Annotated in this window: 26 protein-coding genes; 7 read left to right on the top strand and 19 right to left on the bottom strand. The window is 36.4% G+C overall.

The window, feature by feature from the left end:
* Positions 1-294 precede the first annotated feature (294 nt).
* A complete protein-coding gene (locus D0S48_RS06180; protein WP_144537921.1) occupies positions 295-1,212 on the top strand; it encodes a COX15/CtaA family protein in 918 nt (305 codons plus the stop codon).
* 292 nt (positions 1,213-1,504) lie between these two features.
* Here the strand turns inward: D0S48_RS06180 and pyc are convergent, their stop codons facing one another.
* From pyc to D0S48_RS06195, 3 genes are all read right to left on the bottom strand, one after another.
* Complete coding sequence (gene pyc, locus D0S48_RS06185; RefSeq protein ID WP_151110661.1) at positions 1,505-4,945, bottom strand: pyruvate carboxylase; 3,441 nt, start codon at positions 4,943-4,945, stop codon at positions 1,505-1,507.
* Between the two features lie 15 nt (positions 4,946-4,960).
* The gene (locus tag D0S48_RS06190; RefSeq protein ID WP_144537919.1) at positions 4,961-6,127 is read right to left on the bottom strand and encodes an FtsW/RodA/SpoVE family cell cycle protein; all 1,167 of its coding nucleotides are present in this window, start codon (positions 6,125-6,127) and stop codon (positions 4,961-4,963) included.
* 63 nt (positions 6,128-6,190) lie between these two features.
* Positions 6,191-6,472, bottom strand: coding sequence for an Fpa/YlaN family protein (locus tag D0S48_RS06195; RefSeq protein WP_144537918.1), 282 nt, complete (start codon positions 6,470-6,472; stop codon positions 6,191-6,193).
* Positions 6,473-6,649: 177 nt separating this feature from the next.
* On the opposite strand from D0S48_RS06195, the gene D0S48_RS06200 reads away from it, so the two are divergent.
* Both D0S48_RS06200 and D0S48_RS06205 read left to right on the top strand, forming a co-directional pair.
* Positions 6,650-7,147: a peptidyl-prolyl cis-trans isomerase gene (locus tag D0S48_RS06200; protein WP_144537917.1), complete on the top strand. Its 498-nt coding sequence runs from the start codon at positions 6,650-6,652 to the stop codon at positions 7,145-7,147.
* 12 nt (positions 7,148-7,159) lie between these two features.
* Positions 7,160-7,363, top strand: coding sequence for a YlaI family protein (locus D0S48_RS06205; protein WP_144537916.1), 204 nt, complete (start codon positions 7,160-7,162; stop codon positions 7,361-7,363).
* A 107-nt stretch (positions 7,364-7,470) separates the two neighbouring features.
* Here D0S48_RS06205 and D0S48_RS06210 read toward each other — a convergent pair whose 3' ends face one another.
* Positions 7,471-7,794, bottom strand: a complete 324-nt coding sequence (locus D0S48_RS06210; protein ID WP_225321702.1) for a YlaH-like family protein — start codon at positions 7,792-7,794, stop codon at positions 7,471-7,473.
* Positions 7,795-7,815: 21 nt separating this feature from the next.
* On the bottom strand, positions 7,816-9,663 hold the full coding sequence (gene typA, locus D0S48_RS06215) for a translational GTPase TypA (RefSeq protein WP_144537915.1): 1,848 nt from the start codon (positions 9,661-9,663) through the stop codon (positions 7,816-7,818).
* A gap of 103 nt (positions 9,664-9,766) precedes the next feature.
* Here typA and D0S48_RS06220 point away from each other — a divergent pair, with 103 nt between their 5' ends.
* Positions 9,767-9,955 (top strand): YlaF family protein, encoded by a 189-nt coding sequence (locus tag D0S48_RS06220; protein ID WP_144537914.1) that lies wholly within the window; start codon positions 9,767-9,769, stop codon positions 9,953-9,955.
* A 318-nt stretch (positions 9,956-10,273) separates the two neighbouring features.
* On the opposite strand, the gene D0S48_RS06225 is transcribed toward D0S48_RS06220, so the two are convergent.
* Positions 10,274-11,065, bottom strand: a complete 792-nt coding sequence (locus tag D0S48_RS06225) for an inositol monophosphatase family protein (protein WP_151110663.1) — start codon at positions 11,063-11,065, stop codon at positions 10,274-10,276.
* Positions 11,066-11,220: 155 nt separating this feature from the next.
* Complete coding sequence (locus tag D0S48_RS06230; RefSeq protein WP_144537912.1) at positions 11,221-11,418, bottom strand: hypothetical protein; 198 nt, start codon at positions 11,416-11,418, stop codon at positions 11,221-11,223.
* Between the two features lie 149 nt (positions 11,419-11,567).
* On the opposite strand from D0S48_RS06230, the gene D0S48_RS06235 reads away from it, so the two are divergent.
* Positions 11,568-12,197: a YktB family protein gene (locus tag D0S48_RS06235; protein ID WP_151110665.1), complete on the top strand. Its 630-nt coding sequence runs from the start codon at positions 11,568-11,570 to the stop codon at positions 12,195-12,197.
* A 33-nt stretch (positions 12,198-12,230) separates the two neighbouring features.
* Here the strand turns inward: D0S48_RS06235 and D0S48_RS06240 are convergent, their stop codons facing one another.
* Positions 12,231-12,500: a UPF0223 family protein gene (locus D0S48_RS06240; RefSeq protein WP_144537910.1), complete on the bottom strand. Its 270-nt coding sequence runs from the start codon at positions 12,498-12,500 to the stop codon at positions 12,231-12,233.
* Positions 12,501-12,511: 11 nt separating this feature from the next.
* Positions 12,512-13,471, bottom strand: coding sequence for an NAD(P)H-dependent flavin oxidoreductase (locus D0S48_RS06245; RefSeq protein ID WP_144537909.1), 960 nt, complete (start codon positions 13,469-13,471; stop codon positions 12,512-12,514).
* A 484-nt stretch (positions 13,472-13,955) separates the two neighbouring features.
* Between D0S48_RS06245 and D0S48_RS06250 the strand changes: the two genes are divergently transcribed.
* A complete protein-coding gene (locus D0S48_RS06250; RefSeq protein WP_144537908.1) occupies positions 13,956-15,425 on the top strand; it encodes an aminotransferase class I/II-fold pyridoxal phosphate-dependent enzyme in 1,470 nt (489 codons plus the stop codon).
* Between the two features lie 75 nt (positions 15,426-15,500).
* On the opposite strand, the gene D0S48_RS06255 is transcribed toward D0S48_RS06250, so the two are convergent.
* From D0S48_RS06255 to D0S48_RS06290, 8 genes are all read right to left on the bottom strand, one after another.
* Positions 15,501-16,178: an LrgB family protein gene (locus tag D0S48_RS06255; protein WP_144537907.1), complete on the bottom strand. Its 678-nt coding sequence runs from the start codon at positions 16,176-16,178 to the stop codon at positions 15,501-15,503.
* Positions 16,175-16,558 (bottom strand): CidA/LrgA family protein, encoded by a 384-nt coding sequence (locus tag D0S48_RS06260; protein ID WP_144537906.1) that lies wholly within the window; start codon positions 16,556-16,558, stop codon positions 16,175-16,177. Before D0S48_RS06260 ends, D0S48_RS06255 begins: the two co-directional genes overlap by 4 nt.
* A gap of 133 nt (positions 16,559-16,691) precedes the next feature.
* On the bottom strand, positions 16,692-17,525 hold the full coding sequence (locus D0S48_RS06265; RefSeq protein WP_151110667.1) for a polysaccharide deacetylase family protein: 834 nt from the start codon (positions 17,523-17,525) through the stop codon (positions 16,692-16,694).
* 78 nt (positions 17,526-17,603) lie between these two features.
* Positions 17,604-19,016 (bottom strand): dihydrolipoyl dehydrogenase, encoded by a 1,413-nt coding sequence (gene lpdA, locus D0S48_RS06270; RefSeq protein WP_144537904.1) that lies wholly within the window; start codon positions 19,014-19,016, stop codon positions 17,604-17,606.
* 3 nt (positions 19,017-19,019) lie between these two features.
* Entirely contained in the window at positions 19,020-20,372 is a 1,353-nt protein-coding gene (locus D0S48_RS06275; protein WP_151110669.1) for a dihydrolipoamide acetyltransferase family protein, read from the bottom strand.
* A 30-nt stretch (positions 20,373-20,402) separates the two neighbouring features.
* Positions 20,403-21,380, bottom strand: a complete 978-nt coding sequence (locus D0S48_RS06280) for an alpha-ketoacid dehydrogenase subunit beta (protein ID WP_144537902.1) — start codon at positions 21,378-21,380, stop codon at positions 20,403-20,405.
* Between the two features lie 3 nt (positions 21,381-21,383).
* Positions 21,384-22,496, bottom strand: coding sequence for a pyruvate dehydrogenase (acetyl-transferring) E1 component subunit alpha (gene pdhA, locus D0S48_RS06285; RefSeq protein WP_144537901.1), 1,113 nt, complete (start codon positions 22,494-22,496; stop codon positions 21,384-21,386).
* Between the two features lie 739 nt (positions 22,497-23,235).
* Positions 23,236-23,880: a YkyA family protein gene (locus D0S48_RS06290; RefSeq protein ID WP_151110671.1), complete on the bottom strand. Its 645-nt coding sequence runs from the start codon at positions 23,878-23,880 to the stop codon at positions 23,236-23,238.
* Between the two features lie 132 nt (positions 23,881-24,012).
* Between D0S48_RS06290 and def the strand changes: the two genes are divergently transcribed.
* The gene (gene def / locus D0S48_RS06295) at positions 24,013-24,570 is read left to right on the top strand and encodes a peptide deformylase (RefSeq protein WP_151110673.1); all 558 of its coding nucleotides are present in this window, start codon (positions 24,013-24,015) and stop codon (positions 24,568-24,570) included.
* 142 nt (positions 24,571-24,712) lie between these two features.
* Here def and D0S48_RS06300 read toward each other — a convergent pair whose 3' ends face one another.
* Entirely contained in the window at positions 24,713-25,648 is a 936-nt protein-coding gene (locus tag D0S48_RS06300; RefSeq protein ID WP_151110675.1) for a carbohydrate kinase family protein, read from the bottom strand.
* 11 nt (positions 25,649-25,659) lie between these two features.
* Positions 25,660-26,433: a Cof-type HAD-IIB family hydrolase gene (locus D0S48_RS06305; RefSeq protein WP_225321703.1), complete on the bottom strand. Its 774-nt coding sequence runs from the start codon at positions 26,431-26,433 to the stop codon at positions 25,660-25,662.
* Between the last annotated feature and the right edge of the window lie 81 nt (positions 26,434-26,514).

The raw sequence follows: 26,514 nt of genomic DNA on the forward strand, positions 1-26,514 counted from the left end.
ATACTCCGCTACCTTATACTATAGCGAAAACTCTAACATATTTCTACACTCAAAGAAATTTTCGCATAATAGTCCTACTGTTAAGTGTTTCTTTACTGAACATATCAATAGTAAATCATTTCCCCCCTTATGTGTGAATCTTAATCAACGATTTTATGAACAATTTGTGAATGGAATTTGTCATATTTAAGTGTTCGGTTGTTTTACATTGTTTTTTTGCTCAGGTTTCGATATTATCTAGTAGCAGACACCGCTTTTTGAAAGCGAGCATATATACATAGAGTAGGTGAGGTATTGCAAATAAACAAGTATTTAAAATGGCTGGCTGTAGCTTCTTCAATAGGTATGCTTCTTATACTTTTAGGTGGCGCACTTGTTACAAAAACAGACAGTGGCATGGGGTGTGGTAGACATTGGCCTGGATGTAATGGACAGCTTATACCCGACGTTATCACAGCTGAAGTCTTAATCGAATTTTCACATCGCCTAGTTACAGGGGCAGTTGGAATATTAATCGTAGCATTATCTATATGGTCATGGCGTGCATTGGGACATGTCCGAGAAACAAAGTTCTTATCATTTATGGCCTTCTTTTTTCTAGTATTACAAGCTTTAATTGGTGCCGCTCAAGTTAAATGGGGCCAAGGAGATTTTATCCTAGCATTACACTTTGGTATATCACTTATTTCATTTGCAGCTGTTTTACTTTTAACGCTTTTAATATTTGAGGTAGATAGGAAATTTGATACTGACAAAATTAGAATCGGTAAAACATTAAGGTTTCATACTATTGGTGTAACTTTATATTCTTACATTGTTATTTATACTGGAGCTTTAGTACGCCATACAGAGTCTAGTTTAATCTGTAAAGACTGGCCGCTTTGTAACAACAAGGAATTTGCTCTGCCAACCAATATGTACGAATGGGTTCAAATGGGACATAGAGCTGCTGCTGGCCTTATATTCATTTGGATTTTAATCATAGCTATTCATGTGATCAAGTACTATAAAAGCCAACGAGCAATATATTGGAGTTGGATTATCTCCTTAACCCTTGTTACTTGCCAAGTAATTACAGGTATGATCGTAGTGCTTTCAAGTCTAAATCTTTATATTGCATTATTACATTCCTTATTCATTTCTCTTTTATTTGGTTTGTTATGCTATTTGATATTACTTTTATCCAGAAGCAAGTTAAACAACCAAAAATAGAAAACAAAATTTCATTCCTCTACTTCTATTTTAAGTAATTATAGAAATAAAAGCATCAAATACGCCTTTTCAACCCTTTGTTTAGCCCTTTAGATAGAATTTATCTTGTAATACTGCGGAATATAGCTTTATTTTTAAATTATCTAATAGGTTCAAAGTGACTAAGCAAATAGTTCAAGGCAATTTAGTTTAATAAAAACTAAAAACGTAAGCATACTAGATTCTCTAGCTTGCTTACGTTTTTTGTATTCTAGTATCTATTATTAGAAGATTTGCTCCAGATTTTTAAACTTTATGCTTTATCCATTTCAATTAATAAATCCCCTGTTGATATTGCTTCTCCCGCGCTTACATGAATAGTTTTTATCACTCCGTCGAATGGGGCCTGGACGGTTGTTTCCATTTTCATCGCTTCTGTAATAATCAGATGCTGACCTCGTTTCACATTCTCGCCAGTTGCAACTACCATCTTCAGCACAGTCCCTGGCATTGTAGCACCAATATGACTTTCATCTGACACATCAGCCTTAAGCTTAGAAAGATGACTTACCTCTTTGTTCATATCCTGTATCTTAATTTCACGTGGTTGACCATTAAGCTCGAAATAGATAATACGATTTCCTTCCGTGTCAGACTTACTGATTGAAACTAATTTGATGATTAATGTTTTACCAACCTCTATTTCAACCTCGATCTCCTCACCCAATCTCATCCCATACAAGAAAGTAGGGGTGTCTAGAACAGAAACATCACCGAAGTTTTTTTCAGTTGCACAATACTCATCAAACACTTTTGGATATAACGTATAGGCTAATATTTCTTGACTAGTTACAGGACGCTCTAATTTGTTAAATAATAGCTCCTTAACAGCTTGGAAGTCTACTGGTTCTAATAGTTCTCCAGGTCTTACTGTAATAGGCTTACGGTCCTTTAAAACGACTTTTTGAAGCTCCTCTGGGAATCCGCCATATGGTTGCCCAATATACCCTTCGAAAAATTCGATAACAGAATCAGGGAAGTCAATCTTTTTCCCTCTTGTCACAACAGACAGCTCATCTAAATTGTTTTGTACCATAAATAGTGCCATATCACCGACAATTTTAGAGGATGGAGTAACCTTAACAACATCTCCAAACATAAGATTTACACGGGAATACATTTCCTTTACTTCTTCCCAACGCTCCCCTAGTCCAACTGCCTTCGCCTGTTGCTGGAGGTTACTGTACTGTCCTCCCGGCATCTCGTGTACATATATTTCAGAATGAGGGCTCATCATTCCACTTTCAAAGTCCTGATAATATTTGCGCACGTCTTCCCAGTAACAAGAAATTTTTTCAAATGCTTCTACATCACCAATAACTCCACGTTTAGAACCTTGCATCGCATAACTCAAACTGCTAGCACTCGGCTGAGATGTTAAGCCTGCCATTGTACTTAAAGCCGTATCTACGATATCTACTCCTGCATCTATTGCTTTTGCGTAAGTGTAAATCCCATTTCCACTAGTATCGTGGGTATGTAAGTGAATTGGAATATCTACTGTTTCTTTTAATTCGGAAACTAAACGATAAGCTGCTTCTGGCTTCAACAAACCTGCCATATCCTTAATCGCTAAAATATGTGCCCCTAATGCCTCTAATTCTTTCGCCATATCTTTGTAGTACTGAACTGTATATTTATCTCTGGAATCATCTAAAATGTCCCCTGTGTAACAAATAGCAGCTTCTGCAATTTTGCCGGACTGTCTTGTTGCATCAATAGCTACTTCCATTCCCTTTATCCAGTTAAGACTATCAAAAATTCGGAATACATCTATGCCTGCTTCAGCAGATTTCGCTATAAATTCCCGAATCACATTGTCCGGATAATTTTTATAGCCTACTGCATTTGCTCCACGGAAAAGCATCTGGAATAACGTGTTAGGAATCATTTCTCTCATTTTAATCAAACGGTCCCAAGGGTTTTCCTTCAAGAAACGATAGGCAACGTCAAAGGTTGCTCCTCCCCACATTTCATATGAGAAAAGATTAGGCATACCGTGAGCAGACTCTTTTGCAATGTTGAACATATCATACGAACGCACACGAGTAGCAAGCAAGGATTGATGTGCGTCCCTGAAGGTTGTATCTGTTAACAATACATCCTTTTGCTCTTTCACCCATTGAAGTAGTCCGTCAACACCCTTTTGCTCTAATATATCCTTTGTGCCTGGCTGAAGAGGAGCTGATAAATCAAAATTCGGTTTTCTTACTTGCCCAAATACGGGCTTGATTTTTTTTTCTATTCCTGGGAATCCATTTATCGTCACATTACCGATATAATTTAATAATTTTGTACCTCTGTCTTTTCTCTTAGGGAAAAGGAACAATTCAGGAGTTGTATCAATGAAACTTGTATTAAACTGGCCAGAAAGAAAAGAAGGATGCTTTACAACGTTCTCCAAGAATGGAATATTTGTTTTAATACCACGAATCCTAAACTCTTGCAAATTTCTATCCATCTTAGCAGCAGCTTCCTTAAAGGACATACCCCATGTAGATACCTTTACAAGTAAAGAATCATAGTAAGGAGAAATAATAGCTCCTTGGAAACCATTCCCTGCGTCTAGGCGAACACCAAATCCTCCGCCAGATCGATAAACAGCCAGTTTACCAGTGTCAGGCATGAAATTATTCAGCGGATCCTCTGTAGTCACGCGAGATTGTATCGCAAATCCGAAAAGCGGAATATTCTTCTGATCCGGTATGCCCATATTCGTATCCTTTAGTGAGATACCATCCGCAATTTTGATTTGAGCATGGACAATATCTATTCCTGTAATCATTTCCGTAATAGTATGCTCTACCTGGATTCGGGGGTTTACTTCGATAAAGTAAAACTCATCATCGGTTACTAAAAACTCGACAGTTCCCGCATTTATATAACTGACATTTTTCATTAATTTAACTGCAGCATCACAAATTTTATCTCTCAATTCAGTGCTTAATGAATTTGAAGGAGCAATTTCTACGACTTTTTGATGTCTACGTTGAATAGAACAATCACGCTCATAAAGGTGAATGAGATTCCCTTCTTTATCTCCTAATATTTGTACTTCAATATGTTTAGGTTTGAATATACACTTTTCTACGTAAACCTCGTCAGATCCAAAAGCTGCCTTAGCTTCAGATTTGGCTCTATCGTAAGCACTCTCCAAATCGCTCTCTGTTTGGACAACTCGCATTCCACGTCCACCGCCCCCAAGGGAAGCTTTGATCATTAATGGATAACCATGTTCATTGCCGAAAGCACGAATGTCTTCCAAGCTATCTAATGGTCCGTCACTACCTGGTATAACAGGAATGCCAGCTTTAACAGCTTGCTCACGGGCCTTCACCTTATCTCCAAACATATCTAAATGCTTAGAGGTTGGACCGATAAATATAATTCCTTCTTCTTCACATCTTTTGGCGAACTCTACATTCTCCGATAGGAAACCATATCCGGGATGTATAGCATCAGCTTTACTTTCTTTGGCAATGCGAATAATATCTTCAATGTCTAGATAAGCATCAATTGGCTTTTTACCTTTTCCTACTAAATAGGACTCATCCGACTTAAAACGGTGAAAGGCACCGCTATCTTCTTTTGAATAAATAGCCACGGTACGCAAATTTAACTCTGTACAAGCACGAAAAATACGAATAGCAATCTCGCCTCTATTTGCTACTACTATTTTCTTAATATTATTCATCTCATTGCCAACTCCCTATGTTTTAGTCTTTTCTAGTTTAACAAACATTGACACATTCATCAGTATCCCAATTGCTGCCGATAAAATGATGATTGAAGTACCCCCGTAGCTAATGAATGGGAGAGGGACTCCTGTAAGTGGGATAATGCCAAGCATTCCACCCAAATTTACAAATGTTTGAAAACCGATGATACTTGCTATCCCAGCAGCTATCATTCTTGCTTGAGGATCTCTAGTCTTAATACTTATCATAATTGCCTTAAATACCAGAAAGAACAATCCACATAACACAATGAGGACACCTATCAAACCTAATTCCTCTGCTATTATAGCCATTATAAAATCTGTATGTGGCTCTGGTAAATATCCATATTTTTGATTAGAATTCCCTAATCCTAAACCACTCAAACCTCCAGACCCGATAGCTATATAGCCGTTTACTATTTGGTATCCGAAGCCCTGCTCATAATCAAAAGGGTTAAAAAAGGCTTCTAGTCTGCCTCTTCTCCGATCCGTAAGAAGAGAATCTTTTAAGAAATAGAGAAACACTAATGCCACAGTTAACAGAATTCCTATTAAACCTATAATTTTAGAAAATGACTTAAACTTTATGCCACTTGCTGCAATAACTGAAATAGCTACAAAGCTTATAATCAATGTATTACCAACATCCGTTTCAAGCATGATCAGAAGAAAGACAAAGAATAAAACGATTAATGGAGGACCAACTGATTCATTCAATTTGTCTAAAGTTCCATTTTGATATTTTTTTGTAAATATTCCTGCAAAATATAAAACTATTACTATTTTTGCAATCTCTGAAGGCTGTATATTACCAAAACCAAGGTTAAGCCAGCTTTGAGAGCCACTCTCTCCCCCAACCCCAATAATGTGTACGAGAATAAGGAGGATAAACATTACTCCAAGCATTAACTGCATCATAAATCTACTTTTATAATGTTTGTATGGAAACAAAGCTGCCACAAAGAATACAGGAATGGACAATGCCAAATTTATTTTTTGCTTGTTAAAGAAATGATCCGGCTCCCAACCGTACCTCTCAACAGCCCAAACCATGCTGGCACTATAGATCATGACAAGCCCAAACGAACATAGGGCAATATAAACGAAAAACAAAGGGTAATCAAAATTTTTAAAAAAACGTTTAAAATAAATATTCATAATAGGTACCTCAATTTCTTTATAGAAAAAAACTCAAACAGTCTGATTGTTTGAGTTTCAACTTTATTTTTCTGTATGGATATCGTGTAAATTGGACAATTCTTTTTCAAGAGAAGCTATAATTTCTTTACCTTCACTCTTCTCTAGAAGTCCAAGTTTCACCGCAAAATCTATTTCGCGAGATAATCCAAACATTTGCGTGTCTAAAACCTCTTCATAAAGAGGGCATTGAGGCATTGTTAAGTTATCCATTTGCACTTTTATCAATTGGGCGATTTTTTCTGCATCTTTTTTTAAAAGCTCTAACGCCTTATCTTGATAAGAAAGTTGTATATTAGTATCCATGAGGACGCCCCCATTATTATTATTTCTAATTCTTCACCTCCCTAAAGTGTATCTTTTGATAAGCAAAATTGCAAGTGTTCTCTTATATAGATTACATATATAAGGAAATATTCTTTTTAACTTTAACTTTTATCTGTATACTAATATAGATTAGACAGTAAAGAGGAGGCAATTTCCATGGAATTTATTATACCTATTACAGGAGCAGTTAAATTTAATATAACGCTTGATCCCACTGTGTGGATTTTTGATGATCGCCGAATCGATTTAGATGAGTTTTTTGAGGGCAAGTATGAATACAAAGATGCTGATGAAGAATATACAAAGGTAACATCTGCTCATTGGTCTCGAGAAATAATTGAAGGTTCAACAAATCCACCTACCTTAAAATCTGAAAAAAAATATGAGAAAACCAAGATGCTTTCAAACACTTACGGCATAGAGCTTAAACAATTTATCCTTAACGCCGAGCCATTAAATGAGGCTAAGAATTTAGTCATCGAAACAAATGAAGGTAATCATACCATTTCATTAGAGGAAGTAGACAATATTCTAGTTAAATTTAGTCATAAAGGAAAACCATTGCGAGAAGATGGTCCTGTCCACATTATTAAAAAAGATGGCTCTAACTTAAACGACCCGATCAGAAACGTAACTGCATTTCGATTAGAGTAGGAGTGAAGGACTATGAAGGTACAATGTGTTATTTGTGACCGAATCGATGAAATTTCTACCGATTTACCATTAGCAAAAAAACTAAGAAATCGACCGATTCATACGTATATGTGCGATGAATGCCACGACCGCATTGAAGTTAAAACAAAAGAAAGGCTTGCTACTGGTAAGTTTATCTTTTACAAAAGCTCTCGATTAATTGAAAATGAGTTTTAAAAAAACACTAGAGACACAATGTGCCTCTAGTGTTTTTTTGTCGTCAAAATATTAAATGCCACATCATATTCCTTCTTTATATTTAAACATAAAAAAAGCTCGACTAATTAAGTAGTCGAGCCTCTTTTTTCTAGCTTTAATCGTATTTTGTATATAATTAAAATCAATGCAGCAACTAACAATGCTTCCACTACAGGAAGGAAAAATGCTAAGAAGGTCAACATTAAGCAACCTAACAAAAGGAAAATATAGATAACTACATTTTGCTTAAACATTAATTTCTTTGCAAATCCAAGCTTGTACACTAGCACTGACAATAAAAATATTACGATAAATAAAACATAGCCTGCCACAGTAAAGGACGGCATATTTACATATATAAACCTAGCTATATAAGACATTCTTTCAATGACTAGATCTTGTTCCTCCAAGGCTTGTCACCCTTTCAGTTCCTATTCCTGATCTGCACTTTTCTTTTTCTTAGTTACACGTTCACGTTCACTTTTCTCTAAGATTTTTTTACGTAAGCGAATTGACTCTGGTGTTACTTCTAGATACTCATCGTCGCCTAGGAATTCTAAAGCTTCTTCAAGAGTTAAAATACGTGGGCGCTTAATAACATTAGTTTGGTCTTTATTTGCTGAACGGATATTTGTTTTTTGTTTCATTTTAGTGATATTTACAGTGATATCAGCATCACGAGTATTTTCACCAACAATCATACCTTCATAAATTTCAGTACCTGGTTCTACGAATAGTGTACCACGGTCTTCAATTTGCATCATACCATATGTTGTTGCTTTTCCTGTTTCCATAGAAACAAGTACACCTTGGTGACGTCCACCAACACGACCTGCAACTACTGGTTGGTAGCTATCAAATGTATGGTTTATGATTCCGAATCCTTTAGTTAATGACATGAATTCAGTTGAATACCCGATTAATCCACGTGCAGGAACCATGAAGATCAGACGAACTTGTCCGTTCCCACTGTTAATCATGTCTACCATTTCACCTTTACGTGTTCCCATAGACTCAATAATAGAACCTACGCTATCTTCTGGTACATCAATTTGTACACGCTCAACTGGTTCACATTTTCTACCATCAATTTCACGAATGATAACTTCCGGTTTAGAAACTTGAATTTCATAGCCTTCACGACGCATATTTTCTATTAAGATAGATAAATGTAGTTCTCCACGGCCTGAAACAACCCAAGCATCTGGTGAATCTGTATCTTCTACTCGTAGAGATACATCTGTTTGAAGCTGTGAACGAAGACGTTCTTCAATTTTACGTGATGTAACCCATTTACCTTCACGACCAGCAAACGGAGAATTGTTTGTTAAGAAAGTCATTTGTAAAGTTGGTTCATCGATACGTAATGGTGTTAATGCGTCAGGATGATCAGTAGGACAAACTGTTTCCCCTACGTTAATCTCTTCCATACCTGATACTGCGATTAAATCACCAGCTTTTGCTGTTTGAATTTCTTCACGTTTTAAACCGAAGAAACCAAATAATTTTGTAACTCGGTAGTTTTTAACTTTGCCATCTAATTTCATCAATGAAACTTGTTGACCAACTTCAATTGTTCCGCGGAACACACGGCCAATACCGATACGTCCTACATAATCATTATAGTCCAGTAATGCAACTTGGAACTGTAAAGGTTCGTCTGAATTGTCAACTGGCGCTGGAATAGATTCGATAATTTTTTCAAATAGACACTTCATATCTTCTTCTTGATTTGCAGGGTCTGCATCTAAAGAAGCAGTTCCGTTCACACCAGAAGCATAAACTACTGGGAAGTCTAATTGATCGTCATCTGCACCTAACTCGATGAAAAGTTCTAAAACTTCATCTACTACTTCTAGTGGACGAGCAGAATCTTTATCAACTTTGTTAACTACAACGATAGGTGTTAATTTTTGTTCTAATGCTTTCTTCAATACAAAACGTGTTTGAGGCATACAACCTTCATATGCATCTACTACTAGTAAAACACCATCTACCATTTTTAAGATACGCTCTACTTCACCACCAAAATCGGCATGTCCAGGTGTATCCAAAATGTTAATGCGTGTGTCATGATAATTTACAGCTGTGTTTTTTGCTAATATAGTAATCCCACGCTCGCGTTCGATGTCGTTTGAATCCATTGCTCTTTCGTCAACGTGTTCATTTGAACGGAACGTTCCAGATTGTTTTAATAATTGATCGACTAATGTCGTTTTTCCGTGGTCAACGTGTGCTATAATAGCTATGTTTCTTAAATCTTGACGTAATTTTGTCATATTTCCACTCCATATTCTTTTTTCATGTCCATAACTGTGCTATTATAACACAAGTGGAACTAAAGTTATATTATTTTTCATTATTTTCTTGGGGGTAATTGTTTTGGGTAACATAAAATGGGTTTTTGTATTGTTTTCTTTAGGCGCAATGTTGTCTATGGGTTTAATAGGAATTGCAATTGCATTACGTAATATTCCGTTGGCTTTACTGTTTTTAGTATTGTTATTTGTTGTAATGGGATTTGGCTTTAAAACGAAAAAGAAAATGCGTGAACAAGGATTATTAGAATAACTAAAGCATTCGCAACTTTTAGTGCCACATCTCCTCATTTCAGGTAGACTTGCACTTAATCTATATTAGATTCGCATAACCTTTGAGAGGCTGTTCATGGCTTAAGTCATGAATAGCCTCTTTTTAGTATGAATTTTATCCTTCCAGCTACAACTCGGAGAACCAGCTTAAAGATAATTTAGTTAATAAGGTCTATTTTGCTTTAGTGATAGCTTTTCGTTTCTCATGCGAAACACTTCCATCTAAAGTGGAAAGCAACTGTTGATTGTTCATGCTTAGTTCTAAATTCTCAAAACCGTAATAAGTTTGTTTTTCATATTACTTTAAAATAATATATTTTGATAACAGTTGTTCATGAAGATTAGGTTTAGAAACTATAAAAGAATTTTGTTTTAACAGATTTATAGGTTCGTTAGATAAGGTAGTGACAATAGCTCCTACTTCTTTTGCTACTACCATACCACCAGCTATGTCCCAAGGTGAGAGTCTCATGGACATATAGGCGTCTAGTCTTCCAGTTGCAACATACGCAATCTCAATAGCTGCCGACCCAAATGATCTAGTACCTCTAGCTGTTTGCATTAGTTCTATCATTTGATCATGTTGGACAAATTTGTTTGGAATAACCCAGCTTGCGTTAACTCCAATTATGGATTTCTCTACACTAGCTTTTTCAAGCATAGGGATTCTCACATCATTCAAATACGCACCCTGTCCTTGAGCTGCACTTATTAAATCATCATCCATTACATTGTAAATGTAGCCGAGTATTCCTTCACCGTCCTTGTAGATACCTAAGGATATGGCAAAGTTTTTCTTGAAGTGTATAAAGTTTGTAGTCCCATCTATAGGATCTAGCATCCAAACATAGCCGTCCAAATTATCTATCTTGTCACCAAAGCCTTCCTCTCCAAATATACGATGTTCTGGAAAATCACTTTTTATATGTCGAATAAAAAATTTTTCCGTTTCTTTGTCTATATTAGTAACCAAATCATTCGCTTCTGATTTAGATTCGATGATAAGTTCTTCAGAAAATGAACTTCTTATTTGAATAGCCGCTTGTTTAATCAATGATTTTGCATATTTGTCTAGCATATGTATGTTCATAAATGCACCCCTTTTAATATTTCCCTAGTTATAACTAGTTCATCTGTTTTATATTTTCTTCCAAATGATCAGTCTAGTATAAGTATAAAGAAAAAAACACCGGCTGTCTTTTTAATTAGCTGGTGTTTTTTCATGGCACTATTGGAGAATTCAATTTACGTAAACGCATTTAATTCATCCAGTGACTTGTGAAGCTCTGACAATTGCATCTTCGCATCTTTAATCTCTTCTTCATTTCCATCTTGCATTGCATCATATAAAGTGGCTAATTGGTAATCCAACTCTAATTTTAGCGTTTGAATTTTTTCCTTTTCCATATCATATTTACGAATAATATGCACAACCTGTTTCATAGTTAACACCTCTCCATTATTTTATCGTAATATTCGGAACTTTTATCTTACATTATGCTATAAATTGAATTGTGTTAATAAAAACTACTTACAAGATTTTTACCCAAAAATCCGCTAAAATAAACATAGAAATTGAAAGGAGTTAATATATGAGTAAAACTTTCTGGCAAGATAAAGATTTTGAAGTGTTTCAAATCGAAGGATTAGAAAATAGAATGACTGCGCTTATAGAGAATGTTCGACCTAAATTTGAAGAATTAGGTAAACAATATAGCCTTTATTTTTCAGGAGTATTAGGAGATGAATATTATAGTCATGTAGCTAAGCATGCTCGACGATCTGTTAACCCTCCAAAGGATAGCTGGGTTGCATTTGCTCCTTACAAAAGAGGATATAAGGCGCTGCCACACTTCCAAATTGGATTATGGGGTACGCATTTATTTATTATAGTAGCAGTTATTTACGAAGCACCCGATAAAGTGGCAATTGCAGAGCGCCTCCTTCGAAAAAAGAGTCTATTTAAAAAGCTGCCAAATGATTTTATCGTTTCAGGGGATCATATGAAGCCTGAGGCTACTTCTATAAAGGATATTACTCCAAAGGATTTTGAAGAGCTTCTAATGCGCCTTAGAGACGTTAAGAAGGGTGAATTTTTGGTTGGCCGTCACATTCCTAAAGAACAAGCGGTTAAATTAACAGAGGAAGAGTTATTCCAGTTAGTAGAAAATACATTTGAACAACTTCTTCCCATTTACAAAACCATGATTAATTTAAAATAAGAAAGCTATCCCTCCACTCTGGAGGGATTTAATTTATCCTTTAATAATTGATTCGCTTCCTTGTTCTTTCATTTTTTTTATTATTGGAAAGCTTGCATAGCCACTTTCTTTTTCAAATTCACGAAAATAAGTTTTTTCTTCGGCTATGGAGGGAACTATTTCTTTAAAGCGACGATATTTTTTCATAAGATCTTCTCGCTTAATTCCTTTCTCATATGCGTTTTCAATTGCTTCAAAAAACTGTACTACATCTACAATTTCTTCTGTAGACCAATCTAACGAAAAAGGGTATGTGTATTCCATTTTCCACTCTCCTATAATTTCCATTTTTTACGAATGTCCATTGCCTCAACTACCATACGATCGATTAACTCTTTAGTAGTTGGGATGTCATGAATCATACCTATGACCTGGCCTGCCCATGCAAAACCCTGGTCCTCTAATCCCTTATAAATAAATTGTTTGTTCGCTTCTCCACTAATATGTTGCTTCAAATGCTCATATGATGGATTTTCCTTTTCCATAGAAAGAATGGTTTCTGTCCACTCGTTTCGAATGGCTCGTGCTGGTGATCCCAGCTCTTTTTTAATAACAACTGTGTCAGTTTCTTCTTTAGTTAATATGGCATTTTTATAAGCTTCTGATGCATGGACGCATTCTCTCGTTGCGATAAAACGAGTACCCATCTCTATTCCTTCTGCGCCCAGAGCATGAGCAGCCATCCACCCTCTACCATCACCGATACCTCCAGAAGCAATTACGGGGATATTCACGGCATCCACTACTTGCGGGATAAGAACCATCGTGCCTACGTCATCTCTCCCTAAATGCCCTCCTCCTTCTTGACCTACAACCATTACTGCATCTGCTCCTAGTTGTTCAGCTTTTTGGGCTTGACGCTTTGAAGCAACCAGCACCAACTTTTTAATATCTGTCTTTGCCAATTTTTCTAAAATAGGTGCCGGATTGCCTCCAGTCATGGAAATTACTGGCACATTTTCATCAATAGCTATTTGAAGCATATGCTCATAGGGTCTGCCTGTTTGACCAATAGCAAAATTTACTCCAAAAGATTTTTCCGTTTGCTCTCTCACCTTATTAATCTCTTGGCGAAGCTCATCCGGTGTTGAGAGACTCATAGCTGTTATTTGACCTAATCCCCCTGCTTCCGATACTGCCACACAAAGCTCTGAGTATGCAAGATATGCTAGTCCACCCTGCACGATTGGATACTCAATTCCCAATAGATCTGTGACTCTTGTTTGAAATGACATTACTTAGCCCTCCCCTTTTATACTAGTGTAAAGATATTTTAAAAAGGATTCAATTGATCTATATCCTAAAGTAGGGTATCTCCAATATTTGTTTTAGGTGGATATTCCGATTTAATCTAAAAGTATTAATGTATTAATTTAATTTACACCTGAGTTATTAAATAATTCATTTACATATTAAAAACCAACACTTTGTTGACACCTGTGGGATGACTAATCTCCCACTCCCTCGGAAAGTGACCGCCGAAAGCGCAAATCAGCTATTTTTTATTCATATATTATTAATTTTCTCCTATCGCCCATGTTTTTTACAATTCAATTTAATTATTAAATTGAATCAATTAACTAAATTTTGATGTTTTTTATAGTAGTAATAAATTTCCTTAAATGCTATAATTCATTTGTTTTAAAATAGCATCTACGTCTCTATAACTACTAGAATCGTTTACATGCGCAAAATTTTAAATTAGAGGTGGTATGAGCGTTGTCACAATTAGAAACTCCTATCTTCGATGCGCTATTAAAGCATCGAAATCGTCATCCAATTCAATTCCATATTCCTGGTCATAAAAAAGGGAAAGGAATGGACCCTGCATTTCGAGAGTTTGTTGGAGATAATGTACTTTCAATCGATTTGATAAACATTGCCCCATTAGATGATTTACATTCGCCTAAGGGAGCTATAAAAAAAGCTCAACATTTAGCCGCAGAGGCCTTTGGGGCAGATGAAACTTTTTTCTCCGTTCAAGGAACGAGCGGAGCTATTATGACTATGATACTTACTATTTGTGGACCTGGAGATAAGATTCTCGTTCCACGAAATGTGCATAAATCCATTATGTCTGCCATCGTATTTGCCGGTGCTATACCTGTATTTATACACCCTGAGGTAGATAAAGAGCTTGGTGTTTCCCATGGCATATCTGTTGAATCCGTAGAAAAAGCGATAGAAGCGCATCCGGATGCAAAAGGTTTACTTGTAATTAATCCTACCTATTTTGGACTAGCTGCTGATTTAAAGAGAATCGTAGATATATCACATGAAAAAGGTATTCCTGTAGTAGTTGATGAAGCTCACGGAGTACATATCCACTTCCATGACGACCTTCCAATTTCAGCTATGGCTGCAGGTGCTGATATGGCTGCTACGTCTGTACACAAACTAGGCGGATCTATGACACAAAGCTCGGTCCTTAATGTAAGAGAAGGCTTAGTATCAGCTAAAAGGGTGCAATCCATTCTTTCCATGCTTACAACAACTTCTACATCCTATCCTCTTTTAGCATCATTGGATACGGCTAGAAGACAATTAGCTATACATGGTGAGGATTTAATAGGTGAAGCAATAACAATTGCCGAGGAAACTCGTAGACGAATAAATGAAATTGAGCATATTCATTGCGTTGGCAGAGAAATATTACAAAGCTCAGCTACTTATGATATTGATCCAACTAAGCTTCTTATTAGCGTGAAAAATTTAGGAATCACAGGATTTGAAGCAGAAATTTGGCTCCGAGAAAAAGCAAATATCGAAGTAGAACTCTCAGATTTATATAATATTCTATGCCTCATTACTCTTGGGGATACGAAAAAAGAAACAGATATGCTTGTTAATGCTTTATCGCGTATGGTGGTTGCCCATGAATCTGAAGCAACCATAGTAGAGTCATCTGTAACCCTGCCTGATATTCCTGGACTAGCAATGTCTCCTCGTGATGCTTTCTACGCAGAAACTGAATCTATCCCATTATTAGAGGCAAGTGGTAGGATTTCTGCAGAATTCGTAATGGTTTACCCTCCTGGGATTCCAATTTTTATTCCCGGGGAAATAATCACACCTGGGAACATTGACTATATTCAAATGAATTTAAAGGCTGGATTGCCAGTTCAAGGTCCAGAGGACGACACTTTAGAAATGATTCATGTGATTAAAGAGCATCAAGCAATTATTTGAACACACTAATCTAAAACAGCCATTTGACTACTGTCAAATGACTGTTTTATTTAATACAAAATAATTTTACTCTCATTAAAAAATTATAAGCGCAAATATCGGACATATAAAGGCTCCTAATATAGCGCTAAGAGTCATCGCTACCGATCCCATAGTCATCGTTTCTTCCCCGTATTCTGCCAGCTTAGATAAGCCTATTCCATGGGATGCACTTCCTACAGAGATTCCTCTACCAATTGCGGTATCTATCCTACATAATTTAAATAGAAAAGATCCTGTTAATGCTCCTATTAAACCAGCTAAAATGACAAAAACCGCTGTCAAAGCAGGGATTCCTCCAATTGATTCACTGATTGGCATAGCAATCGGAGACGTAATGGACTTTGGTAATAAGGATCTTTGAAGAAAATCCTCAAAGGACATTAGTTTAGATAAGATAGCAATACTAATAAGTCCTGAAAGCATTGCTACTGTAACGCCTAATATAATTGGAACTTTGTTTTTTATGATTTTTTCTCGTTGTGTATATAAAGGATAGGCCATCCCAACTACTGCAGGGCCTAGCATACCATCAATCCACTTAGCTCCCGACATATATGTATCATATGAAACTCCAGATAAACTTAAGATAACTACCAAAACAATAGTAGTAGTTAATATTGGTAGCAACAAAGGATACGTAAATCTTCTATAGACAAAGGTCATTCCGATAAAAATGAGAATTGTCGCTATAATCATTCCTATAGCAATCATTTAACATCCTCCTTTATCATTTTGCCTTCAATATATTGACATATTTTACCTGTCAATACAATAGTGACCATGGTACTGATGATTAGTGCAAGAACAATCAATACTCCTGTGACTGAAAATAATTGAGGATAATCCATAATTCCAACAGTTGCAGGAACAAATAATAACGCAAGAAAGGCAAGTAAAAAACCTGCTCCATCTTTTATATAATTAACTGGAACTATTTTTAGTAGGAGACATGCAAGTAGTATCAACAATCCAGCAATACTACCTGGGAACGAAAATGGCAGCAATCCCACAGTAAAAGATCCAAGTAGAAAGAATAAATATAGAATAATAACTTGAAAGATTATTTGAATTATTTTTGTGATTTTTTCCATATACACTTTAAAAGTTTAAATCTTTTAAAGTTTCACCTCCACTAAACGATAATAGAAATTATTTTACGCCTTCTCTTTTAGTATGTCTATGTAAAGAAAAACACCTCTGTTAAACAAACAGAGGTGAAAGAAATTATTCTTTTACTTTAATGGCATGTGGATCAATCAACTCGTACCCTTTTGCACGTAATCCTTCTACAATTTGAGGTAAAGCTGCTAAAGTCCATTCACGGTCATGCATTAATAAATTTGCACCATCAACTAAGTACTCTGTATTAACCATTATATCTGCTAAACTAGTAGCCTCCATATATTGCTTTTCCCAATCGTAACCGTATGTCCAATTCATCAAGACCATACCTTCTTGTTCTACTAGAGATTTACTAAAATCAGTATTAACTCCAAAAGGTGCTCGGAAGAATTTAGGTTTCTCTCCAATCACTGATTCTACAGTCTCATTTACGTTTAATATTTCCTCTTGCTGTTGTTCTTCTGAACTATTTTTAAGGTTTGCATGAGTTTGTGTATGGTTTCCTATCTCAAATCCTAAATCAAAGATTTCCTTTAAGTTAGCTTTTTCTTCCTCTGAATCTATGAAATGACCATTCACAAAAAAGATTGCAGGAGCGTCAAGCTCTTTTAATACCTTCGCCATTTCTAAAGCATATTTATCAGGTGCATCATCAATAGTTAAAAGGACCGCCTTAGGATTTGCATCTCCAATTGGTTTTATTGTCCAATTGGCTTCATTAATTTCATATTGTATTTCAGTAACAGGTTCTTCTACTACTACTTCTTCTGCTGATTCAACTTCTTCCGTTTCCTCTTCTAATTCTGGTTGTTGGGTAACTTCTATTCTGTCGCCAACCTCTTTTTCAACCTCTGTCTCCTCTTCAGAGCATCCGGAGAGTAATAGTAATATTGCTGCGGGTAATAACCAAGTTGTAAGTTTCAATTTAATCACCATATCCCTTCTATTTCCATTCTAACAGGCATAAGGAAAACCGTGTAGAGTAATTCTACACGGTTTTTTGGTCCTACTTGATTATTTAGAAAGAATATGAATAGGGTGACCCATTACTACTTCAGCAGCTTCCATTGCAATTTCTCCAAGTGTTGGATGTGCATGAATAGTCATAGCAATATCCTCTACAGTCATTCCAGCTTCAATTGCTAAGCCTAGTTCAGCAATCATGTCAGAAGCTCCCTGACCAACGATTTGTGCTCCAAGCAATAATCCGTCCTCTTTACGAGAGACTAGTTTTACAAAGCCTTCTGTAGCGTTAAGTGCAAGTGCACGACCGTTAGCTCCGAATGGGAACTTACCAGCTGCTACATCAAATCCTTGTTCTTTCGCTTGAGCTTCAGATAAACCAACAGTAGCAAGTTCTGGATCAGTGAAGCATACAGCTGGAATTGCAAGATAATCAACTACAGATGATTGACCAGCAATTGCTTCAGCTGCTACTTTACCTTCGTAAGAAGCTTTGTGAGCAAGCTGAGGGCCAGCTACAACATCACCAATAGCAAAGATATTGCTAATGCTTGTGCGACATTGCTTATCTACTTCGATTAATCCGCGTTCTGCGAATTTAATACCAAGTTCTTCTAAACCAATTTCATCAGTATTCGGGCGACGACCAACAGTTACTAATACATAGTCAGCCTCAACTTTTTTCTCTTCGCCACCAACCTCATAGCTTACTACTACACCAGTATCTGATTCTTCGACACCTTTTGCAGAAGCTTTTACTACGATGTCCACACCTTTTTTCTTCAAGCCTTTTTTAACAATTGTAGTCATTTGTTTTTCAAATCCAGCTAAGATATCATCTCCGCCTTCGATAATTGTTACTTGAGAACCAAGGTTAGCATAAGCAGAGCCTAACTCAGTACCAATATAACCTCCACCGATCACTACTAGTTTTTCAGGTACTTCTTGAAGATTTAAAGCGCCAGTCGAATTTATAACGCGTTTTGTATATTTAAATGTAGGTATTTCAACTGGTCGAGATCCAGTTGCTATAATCGCATGCTTAAAAGTATAAGTTTGTGCAGATTTTTCATCCATTACACGAACTGTGTTAGCATCTACGAAGTATGCTTCACCAGAAACCACTTCAATGTTATTTCCTTTTAACAGACCTGAAACACCACTTGTTAATTTTTTAACAACGCTTTCTTTGAAAGCTTGTGCTTTAGAAAAGTCTATTTTAACATCACTCGCTGTAATACCCATATCATCTGAATGTTTAGCTTGTTCGAAACGGTGACCAACTGAAATAAGTGCTTTAGAAGGAATACATCCAACGTTTAAGCAAACTCCACCGATATGTTCTTTTTCTACAACTAATACCTTTTGACCAGTTTGTGCAGCACGAATTGCAGCTACATAACCTCCAGGGCCTGAACCTATTACTAAAGTGTCTGTTTCAATCGGGAAATCTCCTACTACCATTTTTTACGCCTCCATTAATAATAATTCTGGACTGCTTAATAAACGTTTTATATGGTTCAACGCATGTTGGGCAGTCGCACCATCGATCATGCGATGATCAAAGCTCAATGATAATGCTAACACAGGAGCAGCTACAATTTCACTATTTTTTATTACAGGTTTTTCTGAAATTCGACCAATTCCGAGAATTGCTACTTCTGGATGGTTGATAACAGGTGTAAACCATTGCCCTCCAGCAGAGCCAATATTTGAAATCGAACATGAAGCTCCCTTCATTTCAGCTGGAGATAACTTACCATCACGAGCTTTTGTTGCTAAAGAGTTAATTTCATCCGAAATTGCAAATACAGACTTACGATCTGCATTTTTAATAACAGGAACTAATAAACCTTTGTCCGTGTCTGCTGCGATTCCTATATTGTAGTAATGCTTTTGAATTACTTCGTTTGACTCGTCATCATAAGAAGTGTTCAATGCAGGGAATTCACGTAACGTACTTACAAGTGCTTTAACAACGTAAGGTAAATAAGTTAACTTGATATTTTTTTCTGCAGCAATTTCTTTAAACTTCTTGCGATGTGCAACTAGCTCAGTCACGTCAACTTCATCCATTAGAGTAACATGTGGAGCAGTATGCTTAGAATTGACCATTGCTTTCGCTATAGCTTTACGCATTGGAGATAGCTTTTCGCGAGTTTCAGGGAACTCTCCTTCTAAATTAACTGGAGCAGAAGCTTTCGTTTCTTGTACTTTTTCTTTTTCTTCAGCTACAGCAGTAGATGTATCTTCTACTTTTTGGTCTCCAGATAAGAATGTTTCGATGTCTTCTTTTAATATACGACCATTTTTTCCTGTGCCATTAACGTCTGCAATATTTACCTCGTTTTCACGAGCAAATTTTCGAACTGAAGGCATTGCAATTACACGAGTATCACCTTTTGGCTCAGGCTTCACTTCTTGAGAAGTTTCTTTCACTTCTGTTTTTGTAGCTGGTTGCTGATTTTTAGAAGCACTAACTGGTTCTTTTTCAACCTCCTGGCCGTTCTCTAGAGTAGATTGAACTTGCGCCTCTGTTTTTTCTTCGCCGTGATCTCCCTTAAATTGAAGATCCTCATAACCAGGTGCGTCTAATTTGACAAGTACGTCACCAACTACCGCAACAGTTCCTTCACTAACCAATACCTCTGTTACTTTTCCTTTAACAGGCGAAGGAATTTCAACTACAGCTTTATCATTTTGTACCTCACAAAGAATATCATCTTCGTCTATTTCGTCACCGGCTTTAACAAACCATTTAACGATTTCTCCTTCATGTATACCTTCTCCAATATCCGGTAGGCGGAATTCAAATGCCAAAGTGCTCACCCTTTCTATTGTTTGTTTTTATTAGAAGTTTAATACTTTCTTCGCTGTTTCTACTATATCCTTTGAGTTTGGCAGCCAAACTGTTTCTGCTTGAGAGAATGGGAATACAGTATCTGGTGCAGCTACACGTAATACAGGAGCCTCTAAGCTTAATATAGCTCTTTCAGTAATTTCTGCTACTACATTTGCTGCTATACCTGCTTGTTTTTGAGCTTCTTGTACAACGATAGCACGATTCGTTTTTTCAACAGAAGCAATAATTGTTTCAATATCTAATGGTTGCACAGTGCGAAGATCAACTACTTCAACGGAATGACCTTCTTTTTCTAGTTCCTCAGCAGCTTTTAAGCTCTCCTGAACCATTGCACCGTATGCAATAATTGTTAAGTCAGTGCCCTCACGCTTTACATCTGCTTTTCCAAGTGGAATTGTATATTCTTCCTCTGGCACCTCACCACGGAAAGAACGATATAATTTCATATGTTCTAAGAAGATTACAGGGTCATTATCACGAATGGCAGATATCAATAAACCTTTTGCATCGTACGGTGTAGATGGAATAACTACTTTTACTCCTGGAGTAGAAGTCATTAGAAGCTCCAAGCTATCCGCATGCATCTCAGGTGTATGAACGCCTCCACCAAACGGAGAACGAATTGTAACAGGCGCATTAAATGCTCCACCTGTACGGAAACGCATGCGAGCTAATTGCCCACTGATAGAATCCATTACTTCGTATACGAAACCAAAGAATTGAATCTCTGGAACTGGACGGAATCCTTGTAGAGAAAGACCCACTGCCAACCCGCCAATACCTGATTCTGCAAGGGGTGTATCAAATACTCGATCTTCCCCAAACTCTTTTTGTAGACCTTCAGTTGCACGGAATACACCGCCGTTATTACCAACGTCTTCACCGAAGACTAACACATTTTCATCATTTTTAAGCTCATTACGGAGAGCATCCGTAATTGCTTGAATCATCGTCATTTGTGCCATCGGTTACTTCGACTCCTTCTCTGTATAGTAAGCTAATTGCTCATCTAAGTTATATGGATTTTCTTCATACATAATATTAATCAAATCTGTCACTTTTTGTTTTGGAGCAGCATCTGCTTTTTTGATAGCGTCTTTAATTTCTTCTTTCGCTCTCTCAATTACTTCTGCTTCCTTTTCTTCACTCCAAATACCTTTACCTTCTAAATATTTACGGAAACGTACTAGAGGATCTTTCTTTTCCCACTCTGAATCTGTTTCAGAAGTACGGTAACGTGTTGGGTCATCTCCAGCCATTGTATGCGGACCATAACGGTAACAAACTGTCTCAATTAGGCTTGGCCCTTCTCCTTTAACAGCACGGTCTCTTGCATCCTTTGTAGCCACGTATACAGCAAGCGGATCCATTCCGTCTACAACGATACTTGGTAATCCCGCTGCAATACCTTTTTGTGCAATTGTTTTTGCTGCTGTTTGTAGCTCACGAGGAGTTGAAATAGCGTATTGGTTGTTTTGGACGATAAACACAGCTGGCACACGGAAAGCACCTGCGAAGTTAATACCTTCGTAGAAGTCACCTTGTGAAGAACCACCATCTCCTGTATATGTAATAGCAATAGATTTTTTACCGCGTTTTTGCATTCCTAAAGCTACTCCAGCTGCTTGAATAAATTGTGCACCAATAATAATTTGTGGTGGGAACACGTTTACGCCTTCTGGAATTTGGTTACCCATAAAATGACCACGTGAAAATAGGAACGCTTGCCATAAAGGTAAACCATGCCATACTATTTGTGGAACATCACGATAGCCAGGTAAGATGAAGTCTTCTTTTTCACAAGCAAAATGAGATGCAAGCTGAGAAGCCTCTTGCCCTGCTGTAGGCGCGTAGAAGCCAAGACGTCCTTGACGATTTAAGGAAATAGAACGTTGGTCCAGAATTCTTGTATAAACCATGCGACTCATTAGTTCTACTAAATCTTCATCAGATAAATTAGGGTTCGCTTGTTCGTTAACAATTTCCCCTTCTTCGTTCAATATCTGGAACATTTCAAATTTTTCTTCGATCTCATGAAGCGTTTTCATTGGGTCAAACTGTTTTTCCTTGTTTGAAGCCATAAAGCACCTCTCCTTTTCCTCTGTATTAAAATTTATTTACTTCTTGATTGGTACAAGCGCAATTCCATTTAAGTATACTCAAGAATAAATGGTCGGTCAATCATCTAGAATTCTACTAATTTTATATTAGAATATTATAAACATTCATTTCTGTACTACTAATTAATTATGTCTGTACTATATCAGTTTGAATTATATGCTTAAAATTTATTTTATTAATAGTATTGATCCAAAAGTCAAAATTATATTAAATACAATACAAATAGTTTCTGTTCTCGGGGAGCTTTTAGTCAATCATACAGTTCACGCTTCTTTTTGAGTAATTCAATTAATGAAATTAACTTAAGTAGTAAAGAACACCCTCTAAACACCTTGTATGAAATTAAAATATTTTAAATCTTACTTATAACTGAAACAACATAAGCATATGGTTTAACAACCTCTTCAATATACATACCACCTCTGTTATTTTTTACACTTCCTATCTTTTTATGCAATCTAATCAAAAGAAATCTCAAGTGCCTTTGTCTGCTTCATCACTTGTCGTGTGATTTTTCCGACAATAGTCGCTGTAAGGTATTCTTAATCCTTCATACTATAAATAGTCGTTAGATGTGTAACATCTCTGCCATAGCTTCGAAATAATAAAAATACCATGAACATCTGTTTCATGGCGCTAAATTTATATTATTTTTTCACAAAAAAAGCAGCCCTTTAATAGGGCTGCAATTAGTAGAGATTATTCTTGATTTTGAAGTGTTGAAAAGGCTTGATCCTTCACTTCGTTTAAATGCGTTGTTAAATCATTAAATTCCTTGACAGAGTGTTGCACCACTTCATTTTGCTTATTGACCTCTGCAACCTTCTCCTGAATCGAAGTAACATTAGCTTCCTCATCAACCAGCATGTTATAAAGCGATTCTTGCAAACTAGCAAGAGAATTGTATTGTTCAACCAACTTATCATGGGCAGCGTAGCGATTCTTTAAGGCCTCTTCCACTAAACGTATACTTTCCTTTTCAGATTCTTCTTTTGCATCAGAGATGACTGCTTCTAAATCTGCAAGTTTTTCATTTGCCTTAGCAATCGATTCTTTTTCTTTTTTCACCAATGCTAAACGTTCCTCTAAAAGAGTAGCAGTTGCCTCTACTTGAGCACTCAGCTCATCCTGTTGGTCTTGAGTTAACTCCATCATACTTTGAAAATTGGTTAGTTCTTTTAACTCAGTTTCCGCTAATAAGGGTTGCACTTCTCTATACCCTTTCTCAGTTTCATAGATTTCGGTTAATACATTGGACAGTTTTTCCTCCGTGCTCTCTCCAAAAGAACAAGCCGTAAGGAGTAGAAGCATACTTAAAGGAATTATGAATTTAATTTTTTTCATACAGCAACCTCCTATACCATTTTCAACTATAATTGTTCTAGTTATTAAATTCAACTGACGATATACCTTTTTGTTTAGTAAAACGACATAATTCGATATAATAGGAATATGAAATTTGAAAGGACGATTATGATGATTTTAATGCAAGATATAATTAGAGACGGCCATCCTACTCTACGTAAGAAAACAGATGAGTTAACATTTCCACTTTCAGAAGAGGAACAAACACTTGCTCATGACTTATTGCAATATGTTATAAATAGTCAAGATGATGAAATGGTGAAGAAATACAACCTTCGACCGGGGATTGGAATTGCTGCTCCGCAAGTAAATGTATCTAAAAGGATGTTCGCCTTACATTTAACCGACGAAGATGAAAATGAAGTCAGCTTTGTGGCAGTTAATCCTAAAATTATTAGCCATTCTGTAGAGAAAACATACATAGCGGCTGGAGAAGGATGTCTCTCAGTGGACGAAGTTATTGAAGGTTATGTTCCACGATATGCACGTATTACCGCAACAGGTTTTCATCCAGACGGGACTCCCTTCAAAAAACGTTTAAAAGGCTTAGCAGCTATCGCATTTCAACATGAATTAGATCATTTAAACGGAATTATGTTTTATGACCATATCAATCCACAAAATCCATATGAGGAAATTCCTGACGCATTCCCATATGAACGTAAATAGTACCTTCTTATTGTTATACCGAAGAAAGGTTTGCCTTTGAAAAGGCGAACCTTTTTTGTATTGGAGAAAATAACAAGGTTAGAAAAAGACTATAGATAAACACCACCAGATGGATGCTGTCCGTCTATAGTCTTACTGCAAATTATTTTAAATCAGATAGTCTTGGCATCGCAGATAGTGCACCAAACTTAGTTGCACAAATAGAACCGAGTTTATTTCCAAAAGCGATATACTCGATCCATTCTTCTTTTGTTTCTGGCTTACCCTCTGATTGGATTTTCGATAAAATCCCAGCCATAAAGGCATCGCCAGCCCCAGTTGTATCTATAGCCACTACTTTTTCAACAGGGATATGAACCAATTCTCCGTCAATAAGGGCGTACGTTCCCTCTGCACCAACTGTTACAAGAACAATTGGAATATTGTAAGGAGCTAGCTTATTAAGCCCTTCCAACCGGGAGCTTGTTTCTGTCAAAAAGAATAGCTCTTCTTCCGTCAATTTAAAAATGTCTATATCATGAAGAAAAGAGCAAATCGTTTCTCTACAATTCTGTTCTGTTTCCCAGCGCAAAGGTCGTATGTTTGCGTCACAAGATAAAAGAGCACTAGATTTTTTTATTTTATCAACAATGTTCCGTGTAGTTTTACGTGCTGTTGGATGAAATAACGTCCCAGAGCAAAAATGGAATACTGCCGCTTGTTCAAAAGCTTTTTCGTTAATCATGGAGAAATTTACTTGCAAATCAGGAGTATCATCAACGTACGTGTGAAAATGTCGATCATTATTTTCAGTCAAATGAACATAGACACCACTTACACATTTCTCTGAATTCACTTGGGCATACGAAAGATTTACTCCTTCTGCCTCCAATTCTCTTCTGACAAACTTCGAGGTTTCATCCTCTCCAATTATCGTAATAAAAGATGAGGAAGCCCCTAGTCTACCAATACCTGCAGCAACATTTACTGTAGCCCCACCTAAAAATTTAGTGAATTTTCTATTTGTCTGATCCTCTGCAATATAATCAACGAAGGCGTCTCCATAAATTAATACGTTTTTGTTTTTTTGCTCGTTCATATGTAACTCCTTTAAATTAACTCTAATTTCTTCATTGCATTTACTAACCCATTTTCAGCAACATGATCTGTCACTATTGTAGCGTGTTTCTTAAGTTCTTCCTCTGCATTACCCATCGCAACTCCTGTACCTACAAATTTCAACATTTCTACATCATTTAAACCATCACCAAAAGCAATTGCATCTTTTCTGTCTTTACCTAAATAATCTAAAAGAATTTCTATCCCTATTGCTTTAGACATCCCTTTTGGAAGCACATCACATGAAACTCTGTGCCACCGTATAAACGACAAGTTGGGAAATGCCTCTTCATATTCCTTTTGGATTTCTTCATTGCAAAAGACAAGAGATTGATGAATATCATTGTTCAAATAAAAATCTTCTGCTTTCCGAGGAAAGCCAACTTTTAATGTTGAAATACTTTCAATTACATCTTGATGATCTGGAACATTGGAAACCATTTCATTGGTGTCCATGTATACTAAAGGCTGATCTTTCAAAGCAGCAAATTCAGAAAGCTTTTTAAGTTCTTCCTTGTCAATAATACCTTTATGTATAGTCTTACCTTCAAATTGGACAATTTGACCATTGTAGCTAATATAGGAATCTATTTGTAACTGTTCTACGATTGCTTTGGCAAGAAATGGAGCTCTTCCAGTAGCAATCACAGTGATATGTCCATTTGCTCTTGCTTGTTTAAATGCTTCTTCTACACCTGTAGGTATATTTTTCTCCATATCTAAAATAGTGCCATCAATGTCAAAAATCAATACTTTTTGTACCATCAAAATTTTCCTCTTTTCCGATTCGAATTATTTGACTTTTCTGTTAAAAACCTTTACAAATTTAATTTTTTAGTATATAAT

Source organism: Psychrobacillus sp. AK 1817, from assembly GCF_008807035.1.
GTDB classification, from domain to species: Bacteria; Bacillota; Bacilli; order Bacillales_A; family Planococcaceae; genus Psychrobacillus; species Psychrobacillus faecigallinarum.

Coding starts and splice junctions, on each gene's coding strand:
- D0S48_RS06225 (WP_151110663.1), bottom strand. CDS start 11,065: ATGAACATACATATGCTAGACAAATATGCAAAATCATTGATTAAACAA.
- D0S48_RS06280 (WP_144537902.1), bottom strand. CDS start 21,380: ATGGCACAAATGACGATGATTCAAGCAATTACGGATGCTCTCCGTAAT.
- def (WP_151110673.1), top strand. CDS start 24,013: ATGATTTTAATGCAAGATATAATTAGAGACGGCCATCCTACTCTACGT.
- lpdA (WP_144537904.1), bottom strand. CDS start 19,016: ATGGTAGTAGGAGATTTCCCGATTGAAACAGACACTTTAGTAATAGGT.
- D0S48_RS06305 (WP_225321703.1), bottom strand. CDS start 26,433: ATGGTACAAAAAGTATTGATTTTTGACATTGATGGCACTATTTTAGAT.
- pyc (WP_151110661.1), bottom strand. CDS start 4,945: ATGAATAATATTAAGAAAATAGTAGTAGCAAATAGAGGCGAGATTGCT.
- D0S48_RS06200 (WP_144537917.1), top strand. CDS start 6,650: ATGGAATTTATTATACCTATTACAGGAGCAGTTAAATTTAATATAACG.
- D0S48_RS06245 (WP_144537909.1), bottom strand. CDS start 13,471: ATGTCATTTCAAACAAGAGTCACAGATCTATTGGGAATTGAGTATCCA.
- D0S48_RS06255 (WP_144537907.1), bottom strand. CDS start 16,178: ATGATTGCTATAGGAATGATTATAGCGACAATTCTCATTTTTATCGGA.
- D0S48_RS06235 (WP_151110665.1), top strand. CDS start 11,568: ATGAGTAAAACTTTCTGGCAAGATAAAGATTTTGAAGTGTTTCAAATC.
- D0S48_RS06230 (WP_144537912.1), bottom strand. CDS start 11,418: ATGAAACAGGTTGTGCATATTATTCGTAAATATGATATGGAAAAGGAA.
- D0S48_RS06300 (WP_151110675.1), bottom strand. CDS start 25,648: ATGAACGAGCAAAAAAACAAAAACGTATTAATTTATGGAGACGCCTTC.
- D0S48_RS06260 (WP_144537906.1), bottom strand. CDS start 16,558: ATGGAAAAAATCACAAAAATAATTCAAATAATCTTTCAAGTTATTATT.
- D0S48_RS06290 (WP_151110671.1), bottom strand. CDS start 23,880: ATGAAAAAAATTAAATTCATAATTCCTTTAAGTATGCTTCTACTCCTT.
- D0S48_RS06195 (WP_144537918.1), bottom strand. CDS start 6,472: ATGGATACTAATATACAACTTTCTTATCAAGATAAGGCGTTAGAGCTT.
- pdhA (WP_144537901.1), bottom strand. CDS start 22,496: ATGGCTTCAAACAAGGAAAAACAGTTTGACCCAATGAAAACGCTTCAT.
- D0S48_RS06240 (WP_144537910.1), bottom strand. CDS start 12,500: ATGGAATACACATACCCTTTTTCGTTAGATTGGTCTACAGAAGAAATT.
- D0S48_RS06265 (WP_151110667.1), bottom strand. CDS start 17,525: ATGGTGATTAAATTGAAACTTACAACTTGGTTATTACCCGCAGCAATA.
- D0S48_RS06205 (WP_144537916.1), top strand. CDS start 7,160: ATGAAGGTACAATGTGTTATTTGTGACCGAATCGATGAAATTTCTACC.
- D0S48_RS06190 (WP_144537919.1), bottom strand. CDS start 6,127: ATGAATATTTATTTTAAACGTTTTTTTAAAAATTTTGATTACCCTTTG.
- typA (WP_144537915.1), bottom strand. CDS start 9,663: ATGACAAAATTACGTCAAGATTTAAGAAACATAGCTATTATAGCACAC.